Origin of the sequence: Loigolactobacillus rennini DSM 20253 (genome assembly GCF_001436505.1) — a bacterium.
Taxonomy (GTDB): domain Bacteria; phylum Bacillota; class Bacilli; order Lactobacillales; family Lactobacillaceae; genus Loigolactobacillus; species Loigolactobacillus rennini.
Genome location: NZ_AYYI01000023.1, coordinates 22,751 through 49,122 on the forward strand (window position 1 = coordinate 22,751; position 26,372 = coordinate 49,122).

Here is a 26,372-nt window from a genome sequence, read left to right on the forward strand (position 1 = left end):
ATTGGCAAATCAGACAGCTAGACTAGGCTAACCCGCAAAACTTATAGACAGTTAAAATGCGCTGCTCACTAAACGTGATGGCACAAGCAACTTCTTGCGTTTAGCTACAGAAAGACACAATTTGCTACGCAAATCATGTCTTCCTTAGGCTAGTCCGCAGAAGTTAACCGCTTGTGCCATCACGCTATAATGTTTCTTTATTATTCACATTTAATTCAATTAATTTATTGGTTTTTAAATAAACAATCCATTCGCAAATATTAGTTACATAGTCCCCAACACGTTCTAGGTAAGTGCTGACCAATAAATAGTCTGTACTGCCGATTACTGTATCTGGATTTTGCTGCATTTCAGTGATACACCGTTCATAAATGCGCTGAAAAGCTTCGTTAACTTGCTGATCATGTTGGGCAATTTTTCTTGCTCGCCGGTCATCACGCTTGACATAGGCATCAAGCACTGCTTCTACCATCTTTTTAACAATTTCAGCCATTGTTGCAATTGCAGCCTCAATTTCTGGCACTCGGCGGTTCCCTTTTACGCGAATGGTTGATTTAGCGATGCTGACAGCATGATCCCCCATCCGTTCTAAGTCACTGCTCGCCTTCATAATCGTGACGATCATCCGTAAATCACGAGTCACAGGCTGCTGCAAAGCTATAATTTCAAAACTACGCCGTTCAATATCCACCTCACATTCATTAATCACCACATCATTGCGGATTACCTTTAACGCTAATTCCCGATCATGATTGACAAATGCCTTAACAGAATTATAAACCGCTTGATTGACTAACATGCCCATCTCAGAAAAGCACACATGTAAATCATTTAATTCTTGACTGAAAATTTCTCGCATACCATATCCCTCCCCAAATTACGTCAATGCACATTCAACTCAACCAAAACGGCCAGAAATATAATCTTCGCTTTCTTTTTTAGCCGGTGCAGTAAAAAAATTAACCGTATCATTTAGCTCAACTAACTGACCATCCAGAAAAAAAGCTGTCTTATCAGAGGCACGCGCTGCTTGTTGCAAATTGTGTGTCACCATGATAATGGTGTAATCTTTTTTTAAATCGACTAGCATTTGTTCAATTTTGCTGCTTGAAATGGGATCTAAAGCACTAGTTGGCTCATCTAATAAAATCACTGCTGGTTTAACCGCTAAAACACGAGCAATGCATACACGCTGGCGCTGGCCACCAGACAGCGCTAAAGCACTCTCATGTAAAATATCTTTCGTTTCCGTCCAAACTGCCGCTGCTTTTAAACTAGTTTCAACCGCTTGATCTAAAACAGCCCGATCCTTTATCCCAGCTAAACGTAAACCGTAGACAACATTATCATAAATTGAAAAAGGGAAAGGATGGGGCTGCTGAAACACCATGCCCACTTCTTTCCGTAACTGGACAATATCCATATCTGACGCATAGATGTCTTGTTGATAAAGCCGGATGTCGCCAGTGATTTTAATGTTGGGAATCAAATCATTCATCCGGTTCAACAATCTCAAATAGGTTGATTTACCAGACCCGGATGGCCCAATCAAAGCAGTAATTTGCTGGGGGTTAAAATCTAGATCAATTCCCTTTAACGCTTCGTGCTTGCCATAATATAAATGCACATCACGACTAGTAATTATCGGTGCTGCCGCCATTAAAGCCGCCTCCTTATCCAAAATGTCCCGACACATAATCATCTGTTGCTTTTATTTCAGGATGCGTGAAAATCTGGCTAGTTGCGCCATACTCTAAAGCACGGCCATCATAAAAGAAGGCAGTGTAATCACTGACACGAGCCGCTTGTTGCATATTATGCGTGACGATGATCATCGTATAATGCGTCTTCAGTTGCGCCAATGTATCTTCCACAACACTGGTCGACAACGGATCCAATGCACTGGCTGGTTCATCCAACAATAAAATGTCTGGTTTCATGGCAATTGTCCGCGCAATGCACAAACGCTGTTGTTGACCACCGGACAGCGCCAAAGCACTTTTAGTTAAACTATCTTTAACTTCTTTCCATAAGCCTACTTGCTTTAATGTTGTTTCAACTAATTGATCCAACTTTGTCTTATCTTTCAAGCCATGTTGTTTAGGTGCAAAAGTAATATTATCATAGATTGATTTTGCAAATGGGTTAGGGCGCTGAAAAACCATCCCAATGTGCTTACGCATTTCAAAAACATCGATATTGCGTTGATTGATATCCAATTGACGGTAGCAAATTTTACCTGTCACCCGTGCATTACTAACTTCATCATTCATCCGGTTAAGTGAACGTAGGTAAGTAGATTTACCGGAACCAGATGGTCCAATAATAGCTGAAATTTTATAGCGCGGAAATTGTAAATCAATACCTTTAATTTGTTCATGCTTTCCGTAGAAAACGCGTAAATTTTGTGTACTCAACGCAATTTCCTGCTCTTCTGGCGAAAATTTTTTAAGCGCAGTCTGCGTTAAATCATAAGCTTGCATCAGCTAGCCCCCTTAACTACTAGTCATCTTTTTAAACAACCGTTGACCTAACCAACGTGCGACCAAATTGAAAATTAACACCGCGACAATTAAGACTGCAGAGGCACCTGCTGATACTGCTACAGCATCGGGCATAATCCCTTCTGAATTAATTTTCCAAATGTGTACTGCCAATGTTTCTGCTGGCCGCATCGGATTTAGTGGACTGGCAATGTAAAAAGGATTCCAATTTGTAAAATCTAAAGCAGGCGCACTTTGTCCTGCAGTGTAAATTAGTGCAGCTGCCTCACCAAAAACACGTCCAGCGCCTAAAATCATCCCGGTGACGATTCCAGGCAGTGCTTCCGGAACAATGATCTTTAACACAGTCTCCCAACGCGATAAACCTAAGGCCAACCCGGCTTCCCGTTGCGCATGCGAAATGCTGGCCAATGATTCTTCAACATTGCGGGTTAACAATGGTAAATTAAAAACAGTGAGCACTAAAGCACCAGATAAAATGGAAAAGCCAAAATTAAATTGAATCACAAAAATTAAGAAACCAAATAACCCAACAACGACTGAAGGTAAGGAACTCAAAATTTCAATAGAGGTTCGAATTAATCCTGTCAGCCAATTTTTCTTAGCGTATTCCGACAGATAGATTCCTGCACCTAAAGATAGCGGTACTGAAATCAACATGGCTAAAACCAATAAATAAAATGAATTAAACAATTGAATTCCAATGCCGCCACCTGCTTCAAAGGCGCGCGCTGGTGCCGTTAAAAAATGCCATGAAACGTGGGGTAAGCCTTGAATTAAAATAAAGGCCAACAACGCCACTAAGACTAGAATAATTGCCCCAGCGATAACATACAGAATAATCGTTGCTAGTTTATCTTGACGTTTAACGTTCACGATTTTACGGCCCCCTTCCGTCCAATCCACCGGATGACTAAGTTAAAGACTAAAGACATCAACAGCAAAATTAATGCTAATGACCATAATGCATTATTTTCTAAAGAACCCATAATTGTATTGCCAATACCTAAAGTCAGTACACTAGTTAAAGTTGCTGCTGGCGATACCAAATTATGTGGCATCAATGCTGCATTGCCGATCACCATTTGTACCGCCAAAGCTTCACCGAAAGCACGGGCCATCCCAAAAACAATTGCAGTTAATAACCCGGGCATAGCGGCTCGTAAAACAACTTTATAAATCGTCTGCCACCTTGTCGCGCCTAAAGCAGCGGAAGCATCCCGGTAATAACGGGGAACTGCCTTTAGTGCATCAACGCTCATCGAGGTTACCGTTGGTAAAATCATAACGAACAAAACACAAGTACCGGCTAGAATACCGAAACCAGTACCACCAAATAGACGCCGGATGACGGGTACAACAACAGTTAACCCGATAAAACCATAGACAACTGAAGGAATTCCCACCAACAGTTCAGTCACTGGTTTTAAAATCCGCATACCTCGTCGCGGTGAAATTTCCGTCATAAAAATAGCAGCACCAATGGCAAAAGGCGTAGCCACTAAAGCGGCAAAAATAGTCACCAAAAATGAACCGACAATCATGGGTAATGCCCCTACCGCAGGGACACCATGGCTGTCTTTTGTTCCAGGGTTCCAAACTTGCTTGGTTAAAAAGTCCCATAAATTAACCTTATCATGGTAAAACGTAGCTAAGCCGCGTGATGCAACAAAATAAAAGATAGCAACTACTACTAAGACAATTAGACTGATGCAGAGCAACCCGATTAAACGCCCCCGCTTTTCTAATTTTGCCTGCCGGGATTTTTTTAATAGTCGCTGACGAATTGGATCCATTTCACTGACCTCCCTTAATTAATACCACTACTTGTTTAAGGCGTAATTGCGCGCACATGGCCATCTAAACTACGTGTAACTTGCATTTTTGCCACGGGAATGTAGCCTAATTTTGGTAATACCTTGTCTTGTACCGCTGAACTATAAACATAGGCTAAGAATTGTTTCGTTAATCCTTTAGGCTGTCCTTTTGTATACATATGTTCATAAGACCAAATCGGCCAGCGATTAGTGGTAACGTTTTGATCCGTTGGCTTAACGCCATTAACTTTAACTGAGGCAACAGTTTTATCCACATAAGAAAAGGCCATGTAGCTGATTGCTCCTGGTGTCGTTGCAACAATTTGTCGCACCATTCCCGTTGACTCTTGCTCTTGAGCTTGTTTAGCCTGCGCACCTTTTAAAACCCATTTTTCAAAAGTGAGCCGGGACCCACTGCCTTGTGCCCGGTTGATGATGACAATCGGAAGATCAGGACCACCTAGTTCTCGCCAATTAGTGACTTCACCAGTAAAAATGGCTTTTAACTGCGCCATGGTTAAATTCCTAACGCCAATTTTTTTATTGAGCACAGGTGTAATTCCCACAACTGCAACCCGGTGATCAACTAATTCTTTGGCCTTAATACCTGACTTTTCTTCTGCATAAACATCAGAGTTACCGATCGCAACTGCACCTTCTTGAATTTGACTTAAGCCAGTTCCTGAGCCGCCTCCTTGGACATTGACAAATTTCCCCAAGTGATTGTTGCTATACTGTTCACCTGCCGCTTCAACTAATGGCTGTAAAGCTGAAGAACCGACAATTGTGATCGATTCACCTTGTTTGGATACATTCTGGCAAGCAGTTAGCCCCACTATGCTAGCGATTAACATGGCAATCAGTAAAAATGGCTTTTTCACAGCAACCCCTCCGCAACCTTTATTCGTTGTACTTTCAGAATAAAGGCCAAACGTAAATTATCAGCGGCATTTATGTAAAAAATAGGTAAATTTTACAAAACAATGCAAAAAAACTGATAAAGTGTGGCCACACTTTATCAGTTATGAGTTAACCAATCAATTTTTAGTTAGTTTTACTGCTTGCGGTTTTTCCGGAAAATATAAACTAAAAGTACTACCTACGCCTAATTGACTCGTCACTTGTATTTTACCACCTAAAATAGTGACTAAATTATGAACAATGGCTAAGCCTAAACCCGTTCCGCCTTGATGTCGGCTCCGTGCTTTGTCTACCCGGTAAAAACGTTCGAAAATTCGTTTTTGATCATCAGCCCCAATTCCCAAACCAGTATCGTTAAAATCAAGCTGCCAGCCATTTTTCTGTGGATAAGCGGTAATCGTCAACTGACCTGTTGTGCGATTATAAACTAAAGCATTGATAATCAAATTTTTAACAATTTGCTCAAACTTTTGGCGATCAGTCATTAATTTTGCTGACTGTGCCACATTTAATTGCACGTGAATTTGTTTTTGTCGAATTGTTTGTTGTAACGGCACTAGTAATTTCTCAATTGTGGGCCTTAATGCCACAGTTTCTAAACGAGCCGGCTGCTGCTGCCCACGAGACAGCGCAATAATATCTTGAATTAAAGCAGCCAAGCGCTTACTTTCAGTGTTGATAATTTCTAAAAATTCTTGGCGTGCTTTTGGATCATCTTGCGCCCCCGCCAACAATGTTTCAGCAAAGCCGCTGATCGACGTCACTGGCGTTTTTAATTCGTGACTGACATTGCTGACAAAATCTAATTGCATCTGTTGGATTTGTTTAACGGCCGTCATATCATAGAGGAGCACTGCTACTTGGTAAGTACTTGTCACAGTTTGCCGTTTCATCCAAACAACATTAACATCCAAATAACGCTCTGGCTCTGGAACCAATTTAATCGCGGCGTGCTGACTTTTTTCTGTCGCAAAAGCCTGCTTGATTAATCGACTTAAAGTAAAATCATGCACATCATTTAAATAAGAGTGCGGAACCCGACTGATTGTTTGATCCAACATTTTAGCAGCAGCCGCATTATGAGCGATAACTTGCCCTTGTATGTCCAGCAAAAGAACGCCAATAGTCAGATGATCAATGAAGCGTGTAAAATTACGCCGTTCATTTTTAGCCAGCGCAACTTGAGCTTGAAATTGTTGATTAACTTGAGCAATCGTTTGTTCCAAAGCATAATAATGGTCACTAGGCTTAAGTAAAACTGGTGCTGGCGGCTGCTGTTTACCAATTTGCCTTAACTGCTGTTGCACACGCCTTAGCGACCGGCGTTCACAATAAACGTAGCCAGCAAAAATTAAACCACTTAAACCAGCTAATCCACAGAGTGCACCCAGTAAAGCCACACCCTGCCACCAAAACGGTTGCCACAAATTTTGTTGTGGTGTGTACAAAACAAAAGTTAACGGTTTTTGCCTAAATAAATACGCAGTTTGCGAATGCCCTGCAACACGTAGCTGCTCGCTTTTTCCGGCATTAGGTTTAGCCTGAAATTCAATGACAGAATCAATTAAATCTGCATGGGGCCCACCAGCTGGAAATAACAAATGATTACGCGCGTCGAATACGGCAACTTTAACGTGAGTCTGTTCTTGTAGTTGCTTTAATTTTGTAGTAGTTACCCGTGCTGTTGCAGAAAACTCACGTTGAAAGAACTGCCCTTTATCTGCCAGCCGACTTTGTTGTTGCTGAATATAAACGCGATTAAGTTGTAAAACTAAGCCACCTGTTCCTAATAAAACAACCATCACTAATAAAAAGGCGGCCCGCCTAATTTGCTTCAAGGTCGGGCACCTCCAGTTTATAGCCAAAGCCACGTACCGTGACTAAATATTGCGGTGCTTTGGGATCAGGTTCAATTTTATCACGTAAATGACTAATCTGAATATCTACCATTCTGGTTTGTCCAGCAAAATCATAACCCCAAACACCCTTTAACAGATGTTCCCGGCTTAAAACTCGTCGCTGACGTTGTGCAAAATAAAGTAAAAGATCGTATTCACGTGGCGTCAATTGTAACTTTTGTTGGCCCCGAAAAGCTGCATATTCTGCCGGAAAGATGCGCAACTGACCGATTTGAATGGGCTGTTTGGAATCAGCTTTCGTTGTTGGCTGTAAACGTCTACTGATTGCTTTCATTCGAGCCAGCACTTCCCGCGGACTAAACGGCTTAGTTAAATAGTCATCTGCACCAATTTCTAATCCCATTACCTTATCAAATTCAGCATCCTTTGCCGTTAACATAATAATTGGTGTCATGATTTTTTCCTGCCGCAAGCGCCGCGTCACTTCTAAACCGTCAATTTCAGGCAACATCAAATCTAATAAAATGAAATCAAATTTGATTTTTAAAGCATACTTTAATGCCGTCAGCCCATCATTTGCCGTCGTTACCTGATAATGTTCTTTCTTTAAATTATAGGCTAGTAAAGTGACAATTGCCGGTTCATCGTCCACGATTAGTACTCGTTTCATCGCGCATAACCCCTTTTACTCAACAGCTTCAGGAAACGTCATAATGCCTAAATTGTGCGGTGAGTCAGAAAAAATAGCTGATTCTGTAATTTTAATATCTCCTGACAACGATTTAACCCGCAAATGACAATAAGTTGCATCTGCCATCCGTGCAGCATAAAAAGAATCTTCATCATAAACTGGCCGGTGATTACACTCTAAAATCGTATCACCAACCGTTAATGCCATTTTAGCCGCTGGTGTTTCCGGTTGGATACCTAGAATCATCACCCCATTAAAAGGCTGTGTGTAGTGCACAATTTTCCCTTGCCGACGACCTATCAACCAATTAATCACGGTAACTACTAGTGCTAGACCTAATAATGGCATAAATAATTGGGGCCAAAAATAGACTAATCCTGCGCTTAGCAAGAAAATAATACCGTTAATAACTTGCAGCTTGACTTGTCGTTTAATTACCGCTTGGGGGAGCTGATGCCGAATTGTGATTAAAAAACCGACCAACAATGGTAAAACAAGTAAATGGTAGTCTGTGCCAGCCAGGTGCAGCGTCGTCCACTGCCATAACCCAGCAGTCATTTTAGTTCCAGGAACTAGAAAAACTAACGGAATCAAAGCCAATTGCTGTGTCTTAAAGTAACCGACTCGCCGCCCACGGTGACTGCGAGAAATTCGTGGCGACAAATTTTTCAGTGCATAACGCTGCCGTAACAGTGCACTTAGCCACGCACTTAAAGTCAGCAAAAGAAAAAGGCTAGCGGCCATCACACGATTGACCGCTGAATAATCCGTAAAGATAGCGGTGGGCATGAAAGAAAATGGAACCGAACTAGTTAATTGCCATAACAGTAGCCAGGCGCCAATCGCCACTAACAAAGTTGCAGAGGGCCAGATCACTAAGCCCGCTAAAAAAAGTGCCCCGATACCGCTAATCTGATAAAGCAACCAAAAACTAGCAGGTAATTTTAAACCAATGAAGAAAAATAGCAGCGACAAAATGACACCCCAAAATGCGCTGTAAAAACAAAAAGTTTTAAACTCTTTTAATTGACTATCAATTGCAATGTGAAAAAGCCGCCGTTCACTGTGAATTCGGTAGCGACTAACGAAATAACCAGCTAATAACCCGCCCCAAATTAATGGCTGAGTCACCAAACTGATCAATAATTGACTTAACATAAACCGGAAAGCTCCTTAACTGATGGTTTAATGCTAGTATAGCATGACTGAACGCAAAAAAATATCCATCCCAAAAGTCTAATTGCGTCAAAATCAGTACTTAAGTAAAAAAGCGTGTTCGCCAAGTTAACAGTTACCCATATGACTAAATGCCAAGTAAACTGCTACAACGCTAGAACACGCTTTTCGATGTTTATACTGTCAAAACCTGAGCTTATTAAGCTGGAGACTGTTTTGCTTTTAATTGTTGTTGTAAATAAACATTGATAAAAGGATCGAGCTCACCATCTAAAACAGCTTGTCCATTACCGGTTTCATAACCTGTTCGGTGATCTTTCACCATAGTATAAGGCTGAAAGACATAGGAACGTATTTGTGACCCCCACCCATTTTCTGCTTGTTCACCTTGAATTTGTTGTCGTTCTTGTTCTTTTTTAGCTAATTCACGCTGATATAATTTAGCCCGCAACATGTTCATCGCTGTTTGCCGGTTTTGTAATTGTGAACGCTCCGCTTGACTGGCGACAACAATGCCAGTCGGTAAATGTGTAATCCGGACCGCAGAGGAAGTTTTGTTAACATGCTGTCCACCAGCCCCACTAGCGCGGTAAACATCAATGCGTAAATCATCGCTTTTAATGTCAACGTTAACTGTATCATCTAATTCCGGCATCACATCAACTGATGTAAACGATGTGTGTCGCCGTCCTGCTGCATCAAAAGGTGAAATGCGGACTAAGCGGTGTACACCACGCTCAGAACGTAAAAAGCCATAAGCATCCTGACCTTTAATCATTAAAGTGGCGCTTTTAACGCCAGCTTCTTCACCAGCTTCATAATTCAGTGTTTCAACCGTAAAATGATGTTGCTCTGCCCAACGAATGTACATCCGTAACAACATGGCACCCCAATCTTGGGATTCAGTGCCACCAGCACCAGGATGAATTTCTAGAATTGCATTATGGCTGTCATACCGGCCGTTTAATAAAAGACTCAATTCAAATTTTTGCAATTGCTGTTGTAACTTATTAATCCCCACTGCGAATTCATTTGCTAACTGCGGGTCAGCCTCTTCTGTTAACAGCTCTGCTGAAACTGTCAATTCATCATACTGTTGCTGTAATTGTTGAAATGTATCGTACTTAGTTTTCAAAGCATTAGTTTGACTAATCAATTCTTGTGCTTTGGCCTGCTGATTCCAAAATCCTGGCTGGGCCATCCGCGCTTCATTTTCAGCAATTTGCTCTTTTAAATCATCAAGGTCAAAGTGACCCCCTAAATTGCGCTAATTTATTTGCTATTTCTGCTAAAATTTGCTTTCCTTCACTTAATTCCATCGCTATAATCCTTCCCGTTAAAAAACATTAAACTTAGCGATTCACTGTAATTAACCAGCTTAACGGCGTATATTTTGCCGAATCTCTGCTTTCATAAATAACCGTGTAACATCAAAATCAATATCAGCGATCATTTCTTCAAACAGCCGATAACCTTCAGATTGGTACTCAACTAATGGATTCAGCTGGCCGTACCCGCGCAAACCAATAGATTGCCGGATTTGATCCATAGTGTCGATATGATCTGTCCAGTGAGAATCGACTACTCGTAAAATCACAACTTTTTCAAACTCTAGCATCTGTTCGGCATCATAAAGTTGCTTTTGCTTTTGTGCGTAAACTTGATTTGCCCGTTCTAACAAATAATCGATAATTTCTTGGCTGGTCTTGCCAGCAAGATCATGTTCAATAGAAATACTATCTTCTGGCACCATTGAGCCAACCGCAAAATCATAAATGGCTTGCAAATCCCAATCCTTACGCTCGCCTTGCGTATGTGAATCGACAATCCGTTTAACCGTCCGCTTAATCATTGGAATTAAGACATATTTCAATGATTTATCACTATCAATCACTTGCATTCTTTGTGAATAGATCACTTCACGCTGTTCGCGCATAACATCATCATACTGCAATGTATTTTTCCGCGTATCATAGTTGTTCCCTTCGACACGCTTTTGGGCTGATTCAACTTGCCGTGTGATCATTCGACTTTGAATAACTGCGTCATCGTCAGCAACCTTCATTCGGTCCAACAATGCTTTAATCCGATCAGAACCAAACCGTCGCATCAATGTGTCTTCCAGTGATAAATAAAACTGGGTTTCACCAGGATCACCTTGACGGCCTGCACGACCACGTAACTGATTATCAATCCGCCGCGATTCATGACGTTCAGTCCCAATTACACATAAGCCACCAACTTCTTTGACGCCAGGGCCTAATTTAATGTCGGTCCCACGGCCGGCCATGTTAGTCGCGATGGTAACACCGCCACGCTGACCTGCATTCATAATAATTTCGGCTTCTTTAAAATGATTTTTAGCGTTTAAAACCATGTGGGGAATGTGTTCGCGATCTAACATTTTTGATAACAGTTCTGAGGTTTCAACGGCAACAGTACCAATTAAAAGTGGCTGGCCTTTTTCATGCCGACGTTTAATATCGGCAACCACAGCTTTAAATTTACTTTTTAACGTTGGGTATAACAGATCAGGATGGTCAATCCGGGCAATTGGACGGTTAGTTGGAATTGTGATCACTTGCATATTGTAAATTTCACGGAATTCTTCTTGCTCCGTCTTAGCTGTCCCAGTCATCCCCGCCAATTTATTGTACATCCGGAAAAAGTTTTGGTACGTAATGTTGGCCATGGTTTTCGTTTCATCCTGGATTTCCACGCCTTCCTTAGCTTCGATCGCTTGGTGCAGCCCATCGGAATAACGTCGACCTTCCATGACACGACCGGTAAAGGAATCAACAATCATGACCTTACTATCTTGAACCACATAATCAATATCTTTCAACATAATGTAGTTAGCACGTAATGCCTGATCCAAATGGTGAGTTAACGCCATGTTATCGGCATCATATAAATTATCTAGGCCAAAATTCTTTTCGGCTTTACGAATACCTTGTTCAGTTAAACTAATGGTTTTAGTTTGCAAATCAATTTTATAGTCTTCTTCTTCTTTTAACTTCTTCACGAACCGATCTGTCCGAATATAAAGTGCCGTCGATTTTTCCGCTTGTCCAGAAATAATCAAAGGCGTCCGCGATTCATCAATTAAAATCGAGTCCACTTCGTCGACGATTGCGTAATTTAATGGCCGTTGCGTCATCTGTTCCTTATAAACCACCATATTATCCCGTAAATAATCGAAACCTAATTCACTATTAGTAGAATAAGTGATATCGGCTTGGTAAGCCGCCCGTTTTTCTTCTGGACTCAGTGAATTTAAATTCAAGCCCACTGACAGACCTAACCAATTATAAAGCTCACCCATTTCCGTTGCGTCACGGCTAGAAAGGTATTCGTTCACCGTCACAACATGCACGCCCTTACCTTCTAATGCGTTTAAATAAACCGGCATGGTCGCCGTTAATGTTTTCCCTTCACCAGTGCGCATTTCGGCAATGTTACCTTCATGTAAGGTAATAGCACCGATAATTTGAACGTAAAACGGGTACAAACCTAACACTCGCTTGGCACCTTCACGTGCAACGGCAAAGGCCTCAGGCAAAATATCATCTAATGTTTCGCCTTGCTTAAGCCGCTTTTTAAATTCAGGTGTTTTAGCTTGTAATTTTTCATCTGGCAAAGCCGCCATCTCATCCGCATAAGCGTCAACCTGATCGGCAATTTTACTCATTCGCTTAACTTCACGGTTGTCGCTTTCGACCCATTTCTTTAAAATATTTGCCATACATAGTTCCCTTCTTGTTAAAACATCTTAATCAATATTTTTTTCTTTGTTAAGTCAACTTATTAAAAGCAAACTAGCGAATTTCTTTACGTTTGCTAACGATTAATTCATAACGTTACCCAAAAACATTACTTCAAGTTTAGCATTAATTCAAGGCACTGCAAACATCTTTTAAATCATGCGTTCGCCACTTTAAACAATAACAACAAGCAGCGGACAAACCCACCAAGTGGATTATCCGCTGCTTTATACCACAATTATCAAATGATTAGGGGAGCTGCTCAGAAAAAACCTGTGGCAAAAATCACTTCACCACAGGCTTTTTCACTAATTTGCTTTTAATTATTGCACATCAGTTTCAATCAAACCATACCGGCCATCCCGGCGCTTGTAAACGATACTGGTACCATTAGTTTCAGCATCTTCGAAGATAAAGAAGTTATGGCCTAACATGTCCATCTGGAGAACAGCCTCTTCGCTATCCATTGGCTTCAAGCTAACTTGTTTTGTCCGCACGATATCCAGTTTTTCTTCCTTTTTATCGTCTTTTTCGTCAGCCTGTGGAACAGTTAAATTAAAATTGCGGAAGCCCTTTTCACGGGACTTACGGTTAATTTTAGTTTTAAACTTACGAATCTGACGTTCTAGCTTGTCCGTTACGAGATCGACACTGGCATATAAGTCAGGTGAAGTTTCCTCGGCACGTAACGTTAAGTACGGCAATGGAATGGTTACTTCAACCTTAGCCGTTTTGTCAGAATAAACCTTTAAGTTGACATGCGCAATTGATTCAGCAGTATTGGTGAAATATTTTTCTAGCTTATTCAACCGTTTTTCAACGTAACTGCGAATCGCGGCGGTCACCTCGATATTTTCTCCACGGACGTTATAATTAAGCATAGAACTTCTCCCCTTTCACTTGCAAGTTTGTCATATTGGCAAACACGAGCAAAGCAAAATCAATCATGCTATTTAGTTAGTCATCAAGCGCTAAGTGAGCCAACAACATGTCAATCAGATTCTGCTGCTCTCCCTTGCTTACACATTAATTATAATAGAAAGCGATCTAATTGACAAACAAAAGTACGTGCAGTCAATCTAACGCGCTAAACTAAACGAACGGATAGTACAATTTGGAACTGCCTTTAATAAGCAATTCTGTGCATGGCGTAGGGTGCGACCAGTGGTATAGACATCATCTAACAACAAAATCTTTTTCCCCGTTAATTGAGCGGCATCGCCACTAAAGTAAAATGGCTGCGTCATTTGCAAACGTTGCTGTCGGTTTTTTTGTGCTTGTTTCTTGATTTGTGGCCGCTTTTTTAAACAAAAAGTTAAGGGCACACAACGCTGATATAACCCTACCACCGGATTAAAGCCGCGTTGCTGATAACGCGTAGTATCAGTAGGGATGGGAACATAGATGTCTGCTTGATGCTGCCTTAACCAACGCTGACAATCACCACTAAAGGCAGTTCGTAAACGGTAATCACCTAAAGTCTTGTATCGCTTAAAGTAATCATGCATTGCCTGATTATAAATAAAAAGTGCTTGGTGATAAAGCAAAGGTTGTTTTTGTCGCTGCCAGCGCTGACAATCCTGACACCGTGTTGCTGTTTGCTGTTGGCGACCACATTCTAGACAAGCTTGATCAATACGCTTCACTGTAAGGTAACAGTGAGAACAAATCCGTTGTGTTAACAGTGGCCGCCAATAAAGCAAATCGGCTAACTTTAATTTTTGACTAAATTTTTGTCCACAAAGTAAACACCGCATTAAAACCCCGCCTTTCGGTTCAGTTTTTTAATTTGGCAGCAGGCTTGTTGTAATGAACGGGTCACCCCAGCACAAATAAAGTCAACTTGACCAGTTGGGTGGGCTGCTTTTCTACCTACCCGACCAGCCATTTGCACCAATGCTGCAACGGAAAAAACAGGATCCTCACTACCCAAGACGATCACATCTATCCCAGCAAATGTCACACCACGTTCTAAAATCGTGGTGGTGACTAAACAGTCTAATCGCTGTTGTCGCATCTGTTCTACTTTTTCTAAACGTGCTGGGTCGCTAGCGTGGACCGTTGCAAATTTGAGTTCAGGAAAAGTCTGGTGCAGTAATTTAGCTATGCTCGGTAATAGTGCAATCCGGGGCACAAATAACAAAAAATGTTGTTGCTGTTTCAATTTAACCGCTAACAGCTGCTTTAATAAAGGCGGCAAACTATTATGCAACAATTGCTTTTGCCAAGAAAAACATAGCCGAATTTTTGGTTGTGGTAAGGGATAGCCATGATAGCGTTTAGGTAAGTAACTCAAAGTTAGTTTGCCCAAACGCACTTGATATAATAACTGTTTACTGGGCGTTGCTGTTAGAAATAATCGCGCGCCATCAGTTTTTAAAGCCTGCTGGGTTGCAAAAGCTAATTGTGGATCTTGAGCGTAAGGAAATGCATCCACTTCATCGATCACTAAAATATCAAAGGCATGATAAAAACGTAACAATTGGTGCGTTGTACACAAGACAAATTGCGAATAATGATATGGCTCAGTTTGTCGGCCGTGCAATAGCATAATGGTATGTTGTGAAAAAGCAGCTTGAAACCGAGGAAATAACTCTAAACAAACATCAACACGCGGGGAAGCCACCCCGATGCGTAAACCTTGTGCCAATGCCCAAGCCAGACCGGGGAAAAGCATTTCTGTTTTCCCAGCACCAGTGACTGCCCATAATAAATGATCTTGCCGTTTACGAAAATTTGCTTTAATTTGCTGAGCAGCTGCTTGCTGATCATGAGTTAATTGTCCTTTCCAAGTCAGCGGTTGTTCAGAATGCGAAAAAACATTAGGTTCTGGTAAACTCACTAAATAATCATCAGAACAAATCCGGCCTAATAACAAACAAGCCGGGCAATAATAGCGGCCATCAGCTAATTGAACCTGTTGTTTTAGATGACGGGCCCGACAACGATTACAGTACACCCACCTTCCCTTAATCATCATTGCAGGTCGCCGCTTTAGATGTGGTATATTATTAGCAGTGGCAAGCATAGCTGGTGTGAACGTCTGTTGCCTGCCATACAAGTTTGTCTGATTGATATAACTCACCTCCACTACCAATAAAATACGTTAATTTAATCATTATTTTTTAAGGAGGTTTCATTTTTGTTAACCCATTATTTAACTATCAAAACTAACGGTGAGCACGAATTGGAAATTAAAAAATCGCGTTTCATCTGTCAATTAGCACGAGTAGCTGATGAAACAAGTGCACAAAAATTTATTGCAGCGTGCAAAAAAAAGCACTACAAAGCAACACACAATTGTAGTGCTTATCTAATTGGTGAACATGATGAATACCAACGGGCCCACGATGATGGCGAGCCTGTAGGTACCGCTGGTGTGCCAATGTTAGAAGTACTGCGCCGCGAACATCTGAAAAATGTGGTCGCTGTCACAACACGTTATTTTGGTGGCATTAAATTAGGTGCTGGCGGTTTGATTCGAGCTTACAGTAATTCCGTTAGCCAAGCACTGGCACAAATTGGCTTGGTGGAAGGTAAGCTACAACAAACCTTGCTTGCCACAATCGACTATGCACAATTAGGTAAAGTCAATCATTATTTAGAAACCGAAAATATTGCTATTATTGATACCACTTATTTAACTCAAGTCACATTAACCTTATCTATCGACCAAAATCGCTTAAAATCAGTGCAAACACAATTGACCGATTTGCTGGCAGGACAAGTGGCATTTAAACTAGGCGACAAAAGTTACCACGAAATAGCCTATCACCGGCCTAAGTAATTAGTTAGTGTTTCACTAATCGGCGGATTATTTTTAATAAAGGTTGCCAGTGGGGTCCGACCAAACCGATCACCTCAATGAAAATTTCTAGACCAAACGCCGCCGCAATAATTAATAAAATAATTCCCCATTTAGAAGAAAGTGGAAACAACAACGCAATTAAAGAAAAAATCAGCGCAATTCCATAAATCGTCAACACTGTTTGTCGCTGAGTCAGTCCCATGGCTAACAAACGATGGTGTAAATGGTGCTCATCTGCTTGTGCAATTGGTTTGTGGTTCAATAAACGCCGGATAATTGCAAAAAGTGTATCCGTTATTGGAACGCCTAAAATCATAACAGGAATGACTAGCGAAATGAATGTCACATTTTTTAAGCCTTCTAATGACAATACAGCAATCATAAAACCAATAAATAACGAACCTGTATCGCCTAAAAATAGACTTGCGGGATGAAAATTATGGGGCAAAAAGCCTAATAATGTTGCGACTAGTGTAAAAATCATGATGGGTACATCCACTTCAGGAACGATCAAAAAGAACCAAGCGATCACTCCCATGGTAAACAGTGCGATAATGGATACGCCAGTTGCTAAACCATCTAACCCGTCGATCAAATTAACCGCATTAGTAATCGCTAAAATCCAGATTAAGGTTACCGGCAAGCTCCAATGACCAAAATCAAATTGTCCCACAAAAGGAATCGAAATATTGGTCATTCGGATACCTGCCACATAATAAATGACTAATGCTGCTAACAAAATGCCGAGTAACTTTTGTTTAGGACTTAATTCTAAAATATCGTCTAAGATGCCAGTGATCACGATGATACACTCGCCTAGAAAAATACTATATAACATCATCGTGGGAAATTGGTCACGGAGTAGAACAAAGGTCGCAAATGTAAAGACAATAAAAATACCTAAACCGCCCATTGACGGTACTGGTTTTTTATTGACCCGCCGTGCATTAGGTTTATCCACCGCCCCCATTTTAATGGCAAGTCGACGGATAAAGGGTGTAATGACAGCAGAAAGCACCATGGTCAAACTAAACATGACAATTATTCTAAACATTGCGTTAAACCCACTTTCAACTGTTTTCCTTATGCCCCGTATTATACAAAGTCACCATTAGAAACACAACTCACCTTTAACTCAAGAAAATAAAACAAGCGTTCTGCACGCTAGTCACTAAAAGCTTTTAGTAGACGTGCAAAACGCTTATTTTTTTATTTAGCATATTCAATCGTACGGGTTTCGCGAATAACCGTTACCTTAATGTGACCTGGATATTCTAACTCATCTTCAATTCGCTTACGAATATCATGGGCCAAAGTAACAGCTTGTAAATCATTAATCTCTTCAGGTTTAACCATAACACGAACTTCACGACCTGCCTGAATGGCGTAACTTTTTTTAACACCTTTGAAATCATTTGTAATGGCTTCAAGTTTTTCAAGCCGGTGAATGTAATTTTCTAACGATTCCGAACGTGCACCTGGTCGAGCAGCCGAAATCGCATCCCCGGCTGCAACTAACACTGCAATAATTGAAGTTGGTTCTACGTCGCCGTGATGGGACGCAATTGCATTAATGACAACTTCGTTTTCATGATATTTCCGGGCAATTTCAACACCAATTTCAACGTGCGAACCAGAAACCTCATGATCTAAGGCTTTACCAATATCGTGTAATAATCCTGCGCGTTTCGCTAATGTAACATCCTCACCTAATTCTGCTGCCAAAGCACCTACTAATTTAGCGACTTCAAGCGAGTGGTTTAAAACATTTTGACCATAACTTGTTCTAAAGTGCAACCGACCTAAAATTTTAATTAAATCAGGGTGCATGTTGTGAATTCCAACATCAAAAATGGCCTGTTCACCAATTTGCCGAATACGTTCATCCATTTCTTTACGTGATTTTTCAACCATTTCTTCAATTCGAGCAGGATGAATCCGGCCATCTTGGATTAATTTTTCTAACGCCATTCGCGCAATTTCACGCCGCACTGGGTCAAAGCCGCTTAAAATAACGGCTTCTGGCGTATCATCAATGATCAAATCAATCCCAGTCAACGTCTCTAGCGTCCGAATATTACGGCCTTCACGACCGATAATTCGACCTTTCATATCATCATTAGGTAGGTTAACTACCGAAACTGTCGTTTCCGCAACTGCGTCAGCAGCGCTACGCTGGATAGCGTAGGCAATCAGGCTTTTTGCAGTTCGGTCAGCTGTTTCTTTAGCGTCTGCTTCACTTTCTTTAATTAACACGGCGCGTTCTTCAGCCAAATCTGACTTAGTCTGCGAAATAATAATTTTCCGTGCTTCATCTTGAGATAAAGCAGCAACACGTTCTAATTCAGTTTGCTGCTTTTCAATTAGTGAGGATACTTTTTTCTGCTTTTCATCAATGAGTTGTTGTCTGCTAGTCAGTGTATTTTCGTGTTTTTCTAAGAGTCGTTCTTTTTTGTCCAACGTATTATCCTTGCGGTCAAGTGTTTCTTCACGTTGTAAAACGCGATGCTCTTGTCGTTGCACTTCACTGCGTCGCTCTTTTAACTCATTTTCAATCTCAGTCCGATAACGATGATTTTCATCTTTTGCTTCTAAAAGTGCTTCTTTTTTCTGCGTTTCAGCTTCTTTTTTTGCATCAGCGATGATGCTATCGGCGGTACTATGTGCTAAAGCCAATTGCTTTTCATGTACAGCTTTACGCACAACGTAGCCTAAGATTAAACCGACAACTAACATGATGACTGCGAGGATTATTGCGATAGATAGACTCATATCTTCACCTCCGCATCATCAAACGATTATATTGTTCAATCGTATAAATTAAGATGTTATTATTTGATTATTTACACACTGTTTATTTTATAGTTGCAAACTGTGACTGTCAACAGCAATTCGGCTCTGTGCTTTAGCAACACAGTCAGTAATAACGGTTTAAATGCTTTAATCAGTGAATTAGCCACCAAATAATTATTTAAATAAAAAATAATCAACGCTTAAAATAATGCAACTTCGCATCACAAGAAACGGTAATGTAAGCCACATAGTAGCACAACAACTAACAAAGTGGTGTCATCAAGCAGTTAGCTATTGCAGCGCCCAAATCAACGAATGAGTCACATGGCATGTTTGGTGAACTAAAACTAAGCATAAACAATTGTCTGATAGCACCTATTTTAGAATCATAGGTATAATTAAAATGGGGCTGTGGCAAAAAGATTACTTTTGTCACAGCCCCGTATATTAATGACTGATGAACAATCAGCCCATTAAGACACACTTTTCAGCTAATCAATTCATTAAAAACGATTAGCTTTAAAATTATTTACTACCGGTTTTCTTTTTAGCATCCGTCTTTGTTGACTTCTTAGTATCAGCTTTTTCTTTGTCCTTTTCTTCTTCTAGCGCAGGTTCTGCAATGCCATAAGCTTTCCGAACTTTTTGCTTAATTTCTACCATTGTATCAGGGTGGTCAGCTAAATACTTCTTAGCATTTTCACGTCCCTGACCAATCCGTTCTTCACCATAAGCATACCAAGAACCACTTTTATCAATAATGTCCTTATCAACGGCCATATCAACCAGTTCACCAGTTTGTGAAATGCCCTTGCCGTACATAATGTCGACTAGTGCAAGTTTAAATGGCGGTGCAACCTTATTCTTAACCACTTTAATTTTAACCCGGTTACCAATAATGTTTGTTCCATCTTTGATTTGTTCAGCCCGCCGAACTTCTAGCCGAACAGTTGCATAGAACTTAAGCGCCCGGCCACCAGGAGTCGTTTCCGGATTACCAAACATAATCCCAACTTTCTCCCGAATTTGATTAATAAAAATCGCAATGGTTTTGGTTTTATTAATTGTACCAGAAAGCTTACGCAGTGCTTGTGACATCAACCGTGCTTGCAAACCAACGTGAGCATCACCCATTTCCCCTTCGATTTCAGCACGTGGAACCAAAGCGGCAACTGAGTCAACAACAACCAAGTCAATTGCACCACTAGAAACCAAGGCATCAGCAATTTCTAATCCTTGTTCACCAGTATCAGGCTGCGATAAAAGCAAATCTTCGATGTTAACGCCAAGATTGGCCGCATATTGCGGATCCATAGCGTTTTCAGCATCAATATAAGCAGCTGTCCCACCTTCTTTTTGGACTTCAGCCACAGCGTGTAGCGCAACCGTTGTTTTACCAGAGCTTTCTGGTCCATAGACTTCAACAATCCGGCCCCGTGGATAGCCGCCAACGCCTAGCGCTTCGTCAAGGGCTAATGAACCTGAAGAAATCGTTGAAATTTTTGTATCCGCCTTTTCACCAAGACGCATCACCGCGCCTTTGCCAAAATTCTTTTCAATTCTCTTTAATGCATTATCTAATGCAGCTTTACGTTCATCAGCCAAGTGAGAACCTCCTTAAATTATCACGTTATCTCATCAATAGTTAGCGTGAACAACTTGCCTCTTGCAATTGTTCCACCGTCAATCATACCGAATCGCCCTCTAAAAAGCAAGCAAAAAGTGAACAAACGTTCCCTATTTTTGATCAGCTTGCAATTGATGGTAGACCAAATCGAAACCAGTTAATGCACTTTGTTGCCGAATTAGATTCCGCGAGCGTGAGAAATTAAATTGGCGGGCAAAAGGCTTTTGATCACGGTAAGCAATCCCAATATAGACTGTCCCAGCTGGCTGGCCTTCTAGTGTGTCTGGTCCAGCAACACCAGTAAACGCTACGCCAATATCAGTTTTTTGCAATTTCTTTGCTTGTTGCGCCATTGCAATGGCGGTTGCTTCACTAACCACACCGTGCTGCTGCAAGTATGCCGGATCAATTTCTAATAAATGTGCTTTTTCAGCTAATGAATAAGTCACATAACCGCCTGAAAAAACAGCTGAAGCACCACTAACATTACCTATCATACTTTGAAACATACCGGCAGTTAAACTCTCTGCTGCAGTAATCGTTAAGCCACGTTTTGCCAAGAGTCCAACCACTACTTTTTCTAGTGAATTATGTTCGCCGTAACCATAAAAATAAGCGCCCACACGTTGTTGTACCTGATTTTCCAAGTGATCTAACATCTGCTTGGCCTGTGTTTGTTCATTTGCTTCAGCGGTTAATCTAATTGTCACTTCATTGGCCTTAGCATAAGGAGCAATAGTAGGGTTGGTTTGCTGATCAATTAAATCTGCTAATTTGGTGACTAAAGCTGACTCACCAATACCATGAAAACGCAAGACGCGTGACGTCAAAACGTTGGCCTGGTGATATTTTTTTGCTAAAAGCGGCCGTGCTGAATCAATGAACATCGCCTCCAATTCACTTGGTGGCCCCGGTAAAAGCATATAAGTGCGCGTATCTGCTTGATATAACGCACCTACTGCCATTCCCACTGGATTATTCAACGGTGTGCTATTAGCTGGCAACATTGCCTGTAATCGATTATTTTGCGTCATTGGCCGTTGTGTACGCTTGTAATAAGCTTCAATGTGTGCCATTGCTGGTTGATCAACTACCAATGGTTCCTTTAAATATGCCGCTAAAGTTTGCTTGGTTAAATCATCTTTAGTCGGTCCTAGGCCTCCTGTCAGGATAATTAAATCACTGCGACTATCTGCCAGCTTAATCGCTGCCGTTAAGCGTTTTGCATTATCCCCCACTACTGATTGATAATAAACATCAATTCCTAAATCTGCCAATTCATGTGCAACAAACGGCGTTGTGGTATTGGTAATTTCACCCAACAAAATTTCAGTTCCAACTGCAATAATCTCTGCTCGCATTTTTTTGCCTCCAATATTAAATTACGCAAAGTCTTCATCATAACTTCAGCTAATGTTTTTTTAACAAAAAAAGGGCTGCAACATAAATAATTATGTGACAACCCATTTTCACCACCTAGCACACTGCCAAACAATTTGATCTTAAATCAATTGCTACAACTCACACTTTTCATTACAATTATTTGAATGAATCAGCGAAAACGTGCCGGCTGTGAACAAAATAATCAATTCCTGAATAAACTGTGAAAAATAAACAAATGTACAACAAAGTTAACCCCATTGGAAAATGAATGTTGTTGAAGAAAACATTATTTAAAAACAAAAAGATAATGGCTAACATTTGCGTTGTTGTTTTAATCTTACCTGGCATTGCCGCTGCCATCACCACATGTTCGTCGCTTTCTGCCAGTAATAACCGTAAACCAGTAATAGCTAATTCACGGCAGACAATGATTGCGATAACCCAAGATGGTGCCTTGTTCATCCCCACTAAAATAATAAACGCGGTCATCACTAACATCTTATCTGCTAAAGGATCTGCAAACTTACCAAAATTAGTGACTAAATGTTGGCCACGAGCAATTTTACCATCAATTAAGTCCGTAATCGATGCCGCTGCAAAAATAATGGTGCCAATAATTTGGGTCCAAGGAATAATCGTACCAGCAACATTAGCACTTCCCCAATTCCATGGTACTAAAACAACCAACATAAATAATGGAATCATAAAAATACGGATTAACGTTAAGCGATTAGGTACATTCATTAAACATTCTCCTCTGCATCAGAACAGCCAGCTGTGAACCTCACATTCACATCATTGATGAACGTTAAAAGCCATCCAGCTGAACTCATTCTATTTTATTCGCTAGCTTGACTGCTGCTTTCACTACTACTATCTTCTGCAGATGCTGCTGTGCTAATATTTACCGTAATTTGTTTAACAAAACCGCCTTTATTATCTGGATCGAGGTTGAAATCTTTACCATTTAATTTAGCTTTGGTATTTTGTGCATTACCAGTTTTGACAATAAACGACGTGGTCCCAGTTGGCATGGTAATCGTCTGTTCAGCACTCTTTAATGTCCCTTGCCAGATTTGGGTACCGCCAGCAGTGACTGAAACCCATGCTGTTTTTGCATCATCAGCGTGCAAGACTAACGTATTCTTTTCTGGTGCATTAGTGTAGTTAAATGATGCTGCTGTACTGCTGCTAGATTCTAACTTAAGCGTTGGCTTTTTAGTTTCTTCTTTTTTACTAGAAGTTTCTTTAGCAGATGAAGAAGCAGCTTGGGAATGCTTTGCCTTATTACTAGAAGATTCTGAAGAAACTGTTACTGACGAACTTTCTTGAATGACACTTTTGTTTCGGTCCCGATTACCGATGGCAAAAGCATAGATGACACCGACAATAATCACCACTACTGCCACAATAATAATTGTCGGCAAGTACCGGTTAAAACGAGACCACCCGGAATTATGATTATGTGTCCGGGTCCGCGAAGTTGGTTTGTCTGCTTCTTTATCCGGTGCGATATGTTCCGGTGGCTGCGGTTGCGGGATCGCATCGTTAAACTCAGCCAGTAGTTTTTCACTATCTAAACCTACAGTTTCTGCATACTGCTTAACAAATGCCCGAACATAGAAATCACCAGGCAACGCGTCAAAGTTGCCTTCTTCAATTGCAATCAAATAACGTTTTTGAATTTTGGTAATCTGCTGCAGATCGTCTAATGTATACCCCTTATCAATCCGCGCATCACGTAGTTTTTGTCCTATTTCACTCATTGATTCTTTTCCACCTATAATCTTTTATCGAATTTAGTTTTAGTATAGCATAGAAAAATAAATCTTTTCACTATGATTTTCTTGCCATGATCGAATTTAAGCAATTCTTAGGCATTAACGTCGCCAACCACCGGTTACATAAAGCGTTTGTCCGGTTAAATAACTTGCCCCTGACTTTAACAAAGCGCCAACCCAATAAGCAATTTCTGCTGGTTGAGCTAACCGACTGACGGGAATTTCTTGACGCAATGCCGTCTTTGCTTGTTGATCAAACATTTGGTTCATTTTTGTATCCACTGCTCCTGGTGCAACTACGTTAACTGTAATCCCTAAAGAAGCTACTTCACGCGCATATGCATTAACAAAAGCGGACTGAGCACCTTTAACAGTACTATAAGCAACCTCCAACGGACTGCCACTACCACCATAGACCGACCCAATAAATACAATGCGTCCTGCGCCACTACGAGCTAGTTTAGCACTTAATCGCTGACAAAGCAGTAATGGCGCTTTAACGTGCATTATCCATAATTGCTCTAATTGCGACGCAGATAACTTTTGAAAAAGTCCGTAATAAGTAATGCCAGCAGCAAATACCACGGCATCAACTTGAAATAATTGACTTGTTAGTTGTTGCAGCTGCCCTGTTTTAGTCAAATCTGCTTGCAATGCAAAAAAATCCTGTTTAGGATACTGTTTGATCAATTGCGTCTGCAATTTTCTTACTGGCCTCGCGTGCTGAAAATAATGTAAATATAATGACCACCCGTTTGCTGCTAAATGTTGGGTAATGGCCTGCCCAATATCACCAGAAGCCCCGATAATCAGTGCTGCTTTTGCCATTTTAATCATCTCCTGCACTTTGTGCTTCAATGTGGAAAACACTAAAGGCCTCATGGCGGACAAAGCGGTGCAGGGCAGACTGGATGTCAGCCAACGTTATTTCACTGATGATAGGCACTAAATCAAATAAGCTGGCTGTTTCAAAATGATTTCCAGAATAACTATTAGCAATGTATTCTAGACTATTTAATGACTGCAATGCACTACCAATCGCTTCTTTTTTTACTAAGGCTAATCGTTTTTCATTTAAATCAGGATTATCAGCAGCATTTTCCAATAATTTAATCACAGCATCTGATAATTGCTGTGGATGATCCGTGTCACCGCTAAAAGTTGCAAAATGAAAAGTTCGTTCCATGTCCAGTTCATAACCAAAAGTATCATCCACAATTCCTTGATCATACAAGCGCAAATAATTACGTGATGAGTCGCCAAACAACATATCGAACAAAAGATTTAAAGCCGTACGATACTTTAAACCAGCACGATCTTGACTGACTGCCGTCAAGCCTTTAATTCCTACAATGCTTTTACCTCGCTGCACTGGTAACTCTGTCACACGGTAAGGAATAATATCATGTCCAGACGCATCTTCTTCTGGAAATTGACGGTGAATTATAGTCGGTTCAGAGAACGTTTTACGTTGTTGATTAGCACTAACCGCCGTCATAATGGTTTCGGGGTCAAAATGGCCAATCACAAATAGGTTCATGTTACTAGGCTGGTAAAATGTTTGATAAGCCGAATATAACTGTGCAGGCGTGATCTGCGCAATAGACTCTACTGTGCCAGCAATATCATGATGTATGGGATGTTTAGGGTATAAGTTACCAATAATGCCAAAGAATAAGCGCCAATTAGGATCATCCTCATACATTTCAATTTCTTGACCAATAATCCCCTTTTCCTTTGCAACCGAAGCGGCTGTGAAATAAGGTTGCTGAACAAAATCTAATAATGTTAATAAATTAGTTTTTATTTGATTTGTTGCTGAAAACAGGTAGCTCGTTCGCGTAAAACTAGTAAATGCATTGGCGCTAGCACCTTGGCGACTAAAAGCCTCAAAAATATCACCATCTTTTTTATCGAACATTTTATGTTCCAAAAAGTGGGCAATACCAGCTGGCATTTGGACATAGTCCGACTGCCCCAGCGGGATAAACAAATCATCGATCGAACCATAATTAGTTGTCAATACGGCATAGGTTTTATGGTAATCAGCTTTAGGCAATAAAGAGACCGTCAGCCCATTAGGCAATGTTTGCTGATAAAGCGTCTCTCCCAGTAATTGATAATCTATTTTTTGCATACTTGTTCACCCCTTTGCTGACTCAAAAAATAAACAGCTTGTAAATTAATTTTTTGGAGAGCGTAAAATATTTTGTGTAAATGCATAAAAGATTTCTGAATTGTATAGAAA

At 40.8% G+C, this 26,372-nt stretch carries 23 protein-coding genes; 1 reads left to right on the forward strand and 22 read right to left on the reverse strand.

Features of this window, described 5'->3' with window-relative positions; genetic code table 11:
• Positions 1-184: 184 nt before the first annotated feature.
• The 14 genes from phoU to FC24_RS03925 form a co-directional block, all read right to left on the reverse strand.
• Complete coding sequence (phoU, locus tag FC24_RS03860; RefSeq protein WP_057873563.1) at positions 185-859, reverse strand: phosphate signaling complex protein PhoU; 675 nt, start codon at positions 857-859, stop codon at positions 185-187.
• Positions 860-898: 39 nt separating this feature from the next.
• Entirely contained in the window at positions 899-1,660 is a 762-nt protein-coding gene (gene pstB, locus FC24_RS03865) for a phosphate ABC transporter ATP-binding protein PstB (RefSeq protein WP_057873564.1), read from the reverse strand.
• 13 nt (positions 1,661-1,673) lie between these two features.
• Positions 1,674-2,483, reverse strand: a complete 810-nt coding sequence (pstB, locus tag FC24_RS03870) for a phosphate ABC transporter ATP-binding protein PstB (RefSeq protein ID WP_057873565.1) — start codon at positions 2,481-2,483, stop codon at positions 1,674-1,676.
• Between the two features lie 12 nt (positions 2,484-2,495).
• Positions 2,496-3,380, reverse strand: coding sequence for a phosphate ABC transporter permease PstA (gene pstA / locus FC24_RS03875; protein WP_057873566.1), 885 nt, complete (start codon positions 3,378-3,380; stop codon positions 2,496-2,498).
• A complete protein-coding gene (gene pstC, locus FC24_RS03880) occupies positions 3,377-4,300 on the reverse strand; it encodes a phosphate ABC transporter permease subunit PstC (RefSeq protein WP_057873567.1) in 924 nt (307 codons plus the stop codon). Before pstC ends, pstA begins: the two co-directional genes overlap by 4 nt.
• A 35-nt stretch (positions 4,301-4,335) precedes the next feature.
• Positions 4,336-5,202 carry a phosphate ABC transporter substrate-binding protein PstS family protein gene (locus tag FC24_RS03885; RefSeq protein WP_057873568.1) on the reverse strand — a complete coding sequence of 289 codons (867 nt, stop codon included), beginning with the start codon at positions 5,200-5,202 and terminating at the stop codon, positions 4,336-4,338.
• Between the two features lie 156 nt (positions 5,203-5,358).
• Positions 5,359-7,080 (reverse strand): two-component system histidine kinase PnpS, encoded by a 1,722-nt coding sequence (gene pnpS, locus FC24_RS03890; RefSeq protein WP_057873569.1) that lies wholly within the window; start codon positions 7,078-7,080, stop codon positions 5,359-5,361.
• The gene (locus tag FC24_RS03895) at positions 7,067-7,771 is read right to left on the reverse strand and encodes a response regulator transcription factor (RefSeq protein ID WP_057873570.1); all 705 of its coding nucleotides are present in this window, start codon (positions 7,769-7,771) and stop codon (positions 7,067-7,069) included. Before FC24_RS03895 ends, pnpS begins: the two co-directional genes overlap by 14 nt.
• A 15-nt stretch (positions 7,772-7,786) precedes the next feature.
• Positions 7,787-8,950: a PDZ domain-containing protein gene (locus tag FC24_RS03900; RefSeq protein WP_057873571.1), complete on the reverse strand. Its 1,164-nt coding sequence runs from the start codon at positions 8,948-8,950 to the stop codon at positions 7,787-7,789.
• 217 nt (positions 8,951-9,167) lie between these two features.
• A protein-coding gene (gene prfB / locus FC24_RS03905) for a peptide chain release factor 2 (protein WP_157059077.1) occupies positions 9,168-10,287 on the reverse strand; the annotation gives its coding sequence in 2 pieces (ribosomal slippage) (positions 9,168-10,214 and positions 10,216-10,287; 1,119 coding nt in all).
• Between the two features lie 59 nt (positions 10,288-10,346).
• Entirely contained in the window at positions 10,347-12,713 is a 2,367-nt protein-coding gene (gene secA, locus FC24_RS03910) for a preprotein translocase subunit SecA (RefSeq protein ID WP_057873573.1), read from the reverse strand.
• A gap of 342 nt (positions 12,714-13,055) precedes the next feature.
• A complete protein-coding gene (gene hpf / locus FC24_RS03915) occupies positions 13,056-13,613 on the reverse strand; it encodes a ribosome hibernation-promoting factor, HPF/YfiA family (RefSeq protein WP_057873574.1) in 558 nt (185 codons plus the stop codon).
• 198 nt (positions 13,614-13,811) lie between these two features.
• Complete coding sequence (locus tag FC24_RS03920) at positions 13,812-14,489, reverse strand: ComF family protein (protein ID WP_057873575.1); 678 nt, start codon at positions 14,487-14,489, stop codon at positions 13,812-13,814.
• Complete coding sequence (locus FC24_RS03925) at positions 14,489-15,760, reverse strand: ATP-dependent helicase ComFA (RefSeq protein ID WP_057873585.1); 1,272 nt, start codon at positions 15,758-15,760, stop codon at positions 14,489-14,491. Before FC24_RS03925 ends, FC24_RS03920 begins: the two co-directional genes overlap by 1 nt.
• Positions 15,761-15,874: 114 nt before the next feature.
• Between FC24_RS03925 and FC24_RS03930 the strand changes: the two genes are divergently transcribed.
• On the forward strand, positions 15,875-16,519 hold the full coding sequence (locus FC24_RS03930) for a YigZ family protein (RefSeq protein WP_057873576.1): 645 nt from the start codon (positions 15,875-15,877) through the stop codon (positions 16,517-16,519).
• 4 nt (positions 16,520-16,523) lie between these two features.
• Here the strand turns inward: FC24_RS03930 and FC24_RS03935 are convergent, their stop codons facing one another.
• The 8 genes from FC24_RS03935 to yfmH all read right to left on the reverse strand — a co-directional run bounded on the left by FC24_RS03935 (position 16,524) and on the right by yfmH (position 26,261).
• Positions 16,524-17,594, reverse strand: a complete 1,071-nt coding sequence (locus FC24_RS03935) for a glycosyltransferase family 4 protein (RefSeq protein WP_057873577.1) — start codon at positions 17,592-17,594, stop codon at positions 16,524-16,526.
• A gap of 155 nt (positions 17,595-17,749) precedes the next feature.
• Positions 17,750-19,312 (reverse strand): ribonuclease Y, encoded by a 1,563-nt coding sequence (rny, locus tag FC24_RS03940; RefSeq protein ID WP_057873578.1) that lies wholly within the window; start codon positions 19,310-19,312, stop codon positions 17,750-17,752.
• Positions 19,313-19,858: 546 nt separating this feature from the next.
• Positions 19,859-20,938, reverse strand: a complete 1,080-nt coding sequence (gene recA / locus FC24_RS03945) for a recombinase RecA (protein ID WP_057873579.1) — start codon at positions 20,936-20,938, stop codon at positions 19,859-19,861.
• A gap of 132 nt (positions 20,939-21,070) precedes the next feature.
• A complete protein-coding gene (locus FC24_RS03950) occupies positions 21,071-22,321 on the reverse strand; it encodes a competence/damage-inducible protein A (protein ID WP_057873580.1) in 1,251 nt (416 codons plus the stop codon).
• Positions 22,322-22,499: 178 nt separating this feature from the next.
• Complete coding sequence (pgsA, locus tag FC24_RS03955; protein ID WP_057873581.1) at positions 22,500-23,087, reverse strand: CDP-diacylglycerol--glycerol-3-phosphate 3-phosphatidyltransferase; 588 nt, start codon at positions 23,085-23,087, stop codon at positions 22,500-22,502.
• A gap of 95 nt (positions 23,088-23,182) precedes the next feature.
• Positions 23,183-24,109: a helix-turn-helix domain-containing protein gene (locus FC24_RS03960; RefSeq protein ID WP_057873582.1), complete on the reverse strand. Its 927-nt coding sequence runs from the start codon at positions 24,107-24,109 to the stop codon at positions 23,183-23,185.
• Between the two features lie 114 nt (positions 24,110-24,223).
• Positions 24,224-24,952 (reverse strand): elongation factor P 5-aminopentanone reductase, encoded by a 729-nt coding sequence (gene ymfI, locus FC24_RS03965; RefSeq protein ID WP_057873583.1) that lies wholly within the window; start codon positions 24,950-24,952, stop codon positions 24,224-24,226.
• Position 24,953: 1 nt separating this feature from the next.
• Complete coding sequence (yfmH, locus tag FC24_RS03970) at positions 24,954-26,261, reverse strand: EF-P 5-aminopentanol modification-associated protein YfmH (protein ID WP_057873584.1); 1,308 nt, start codon at positions 26,259-26,261, stop codon at positions 24,954-24,956.
• Positions 26,262-26,372 lie beyond the last annotated feature (111 nt).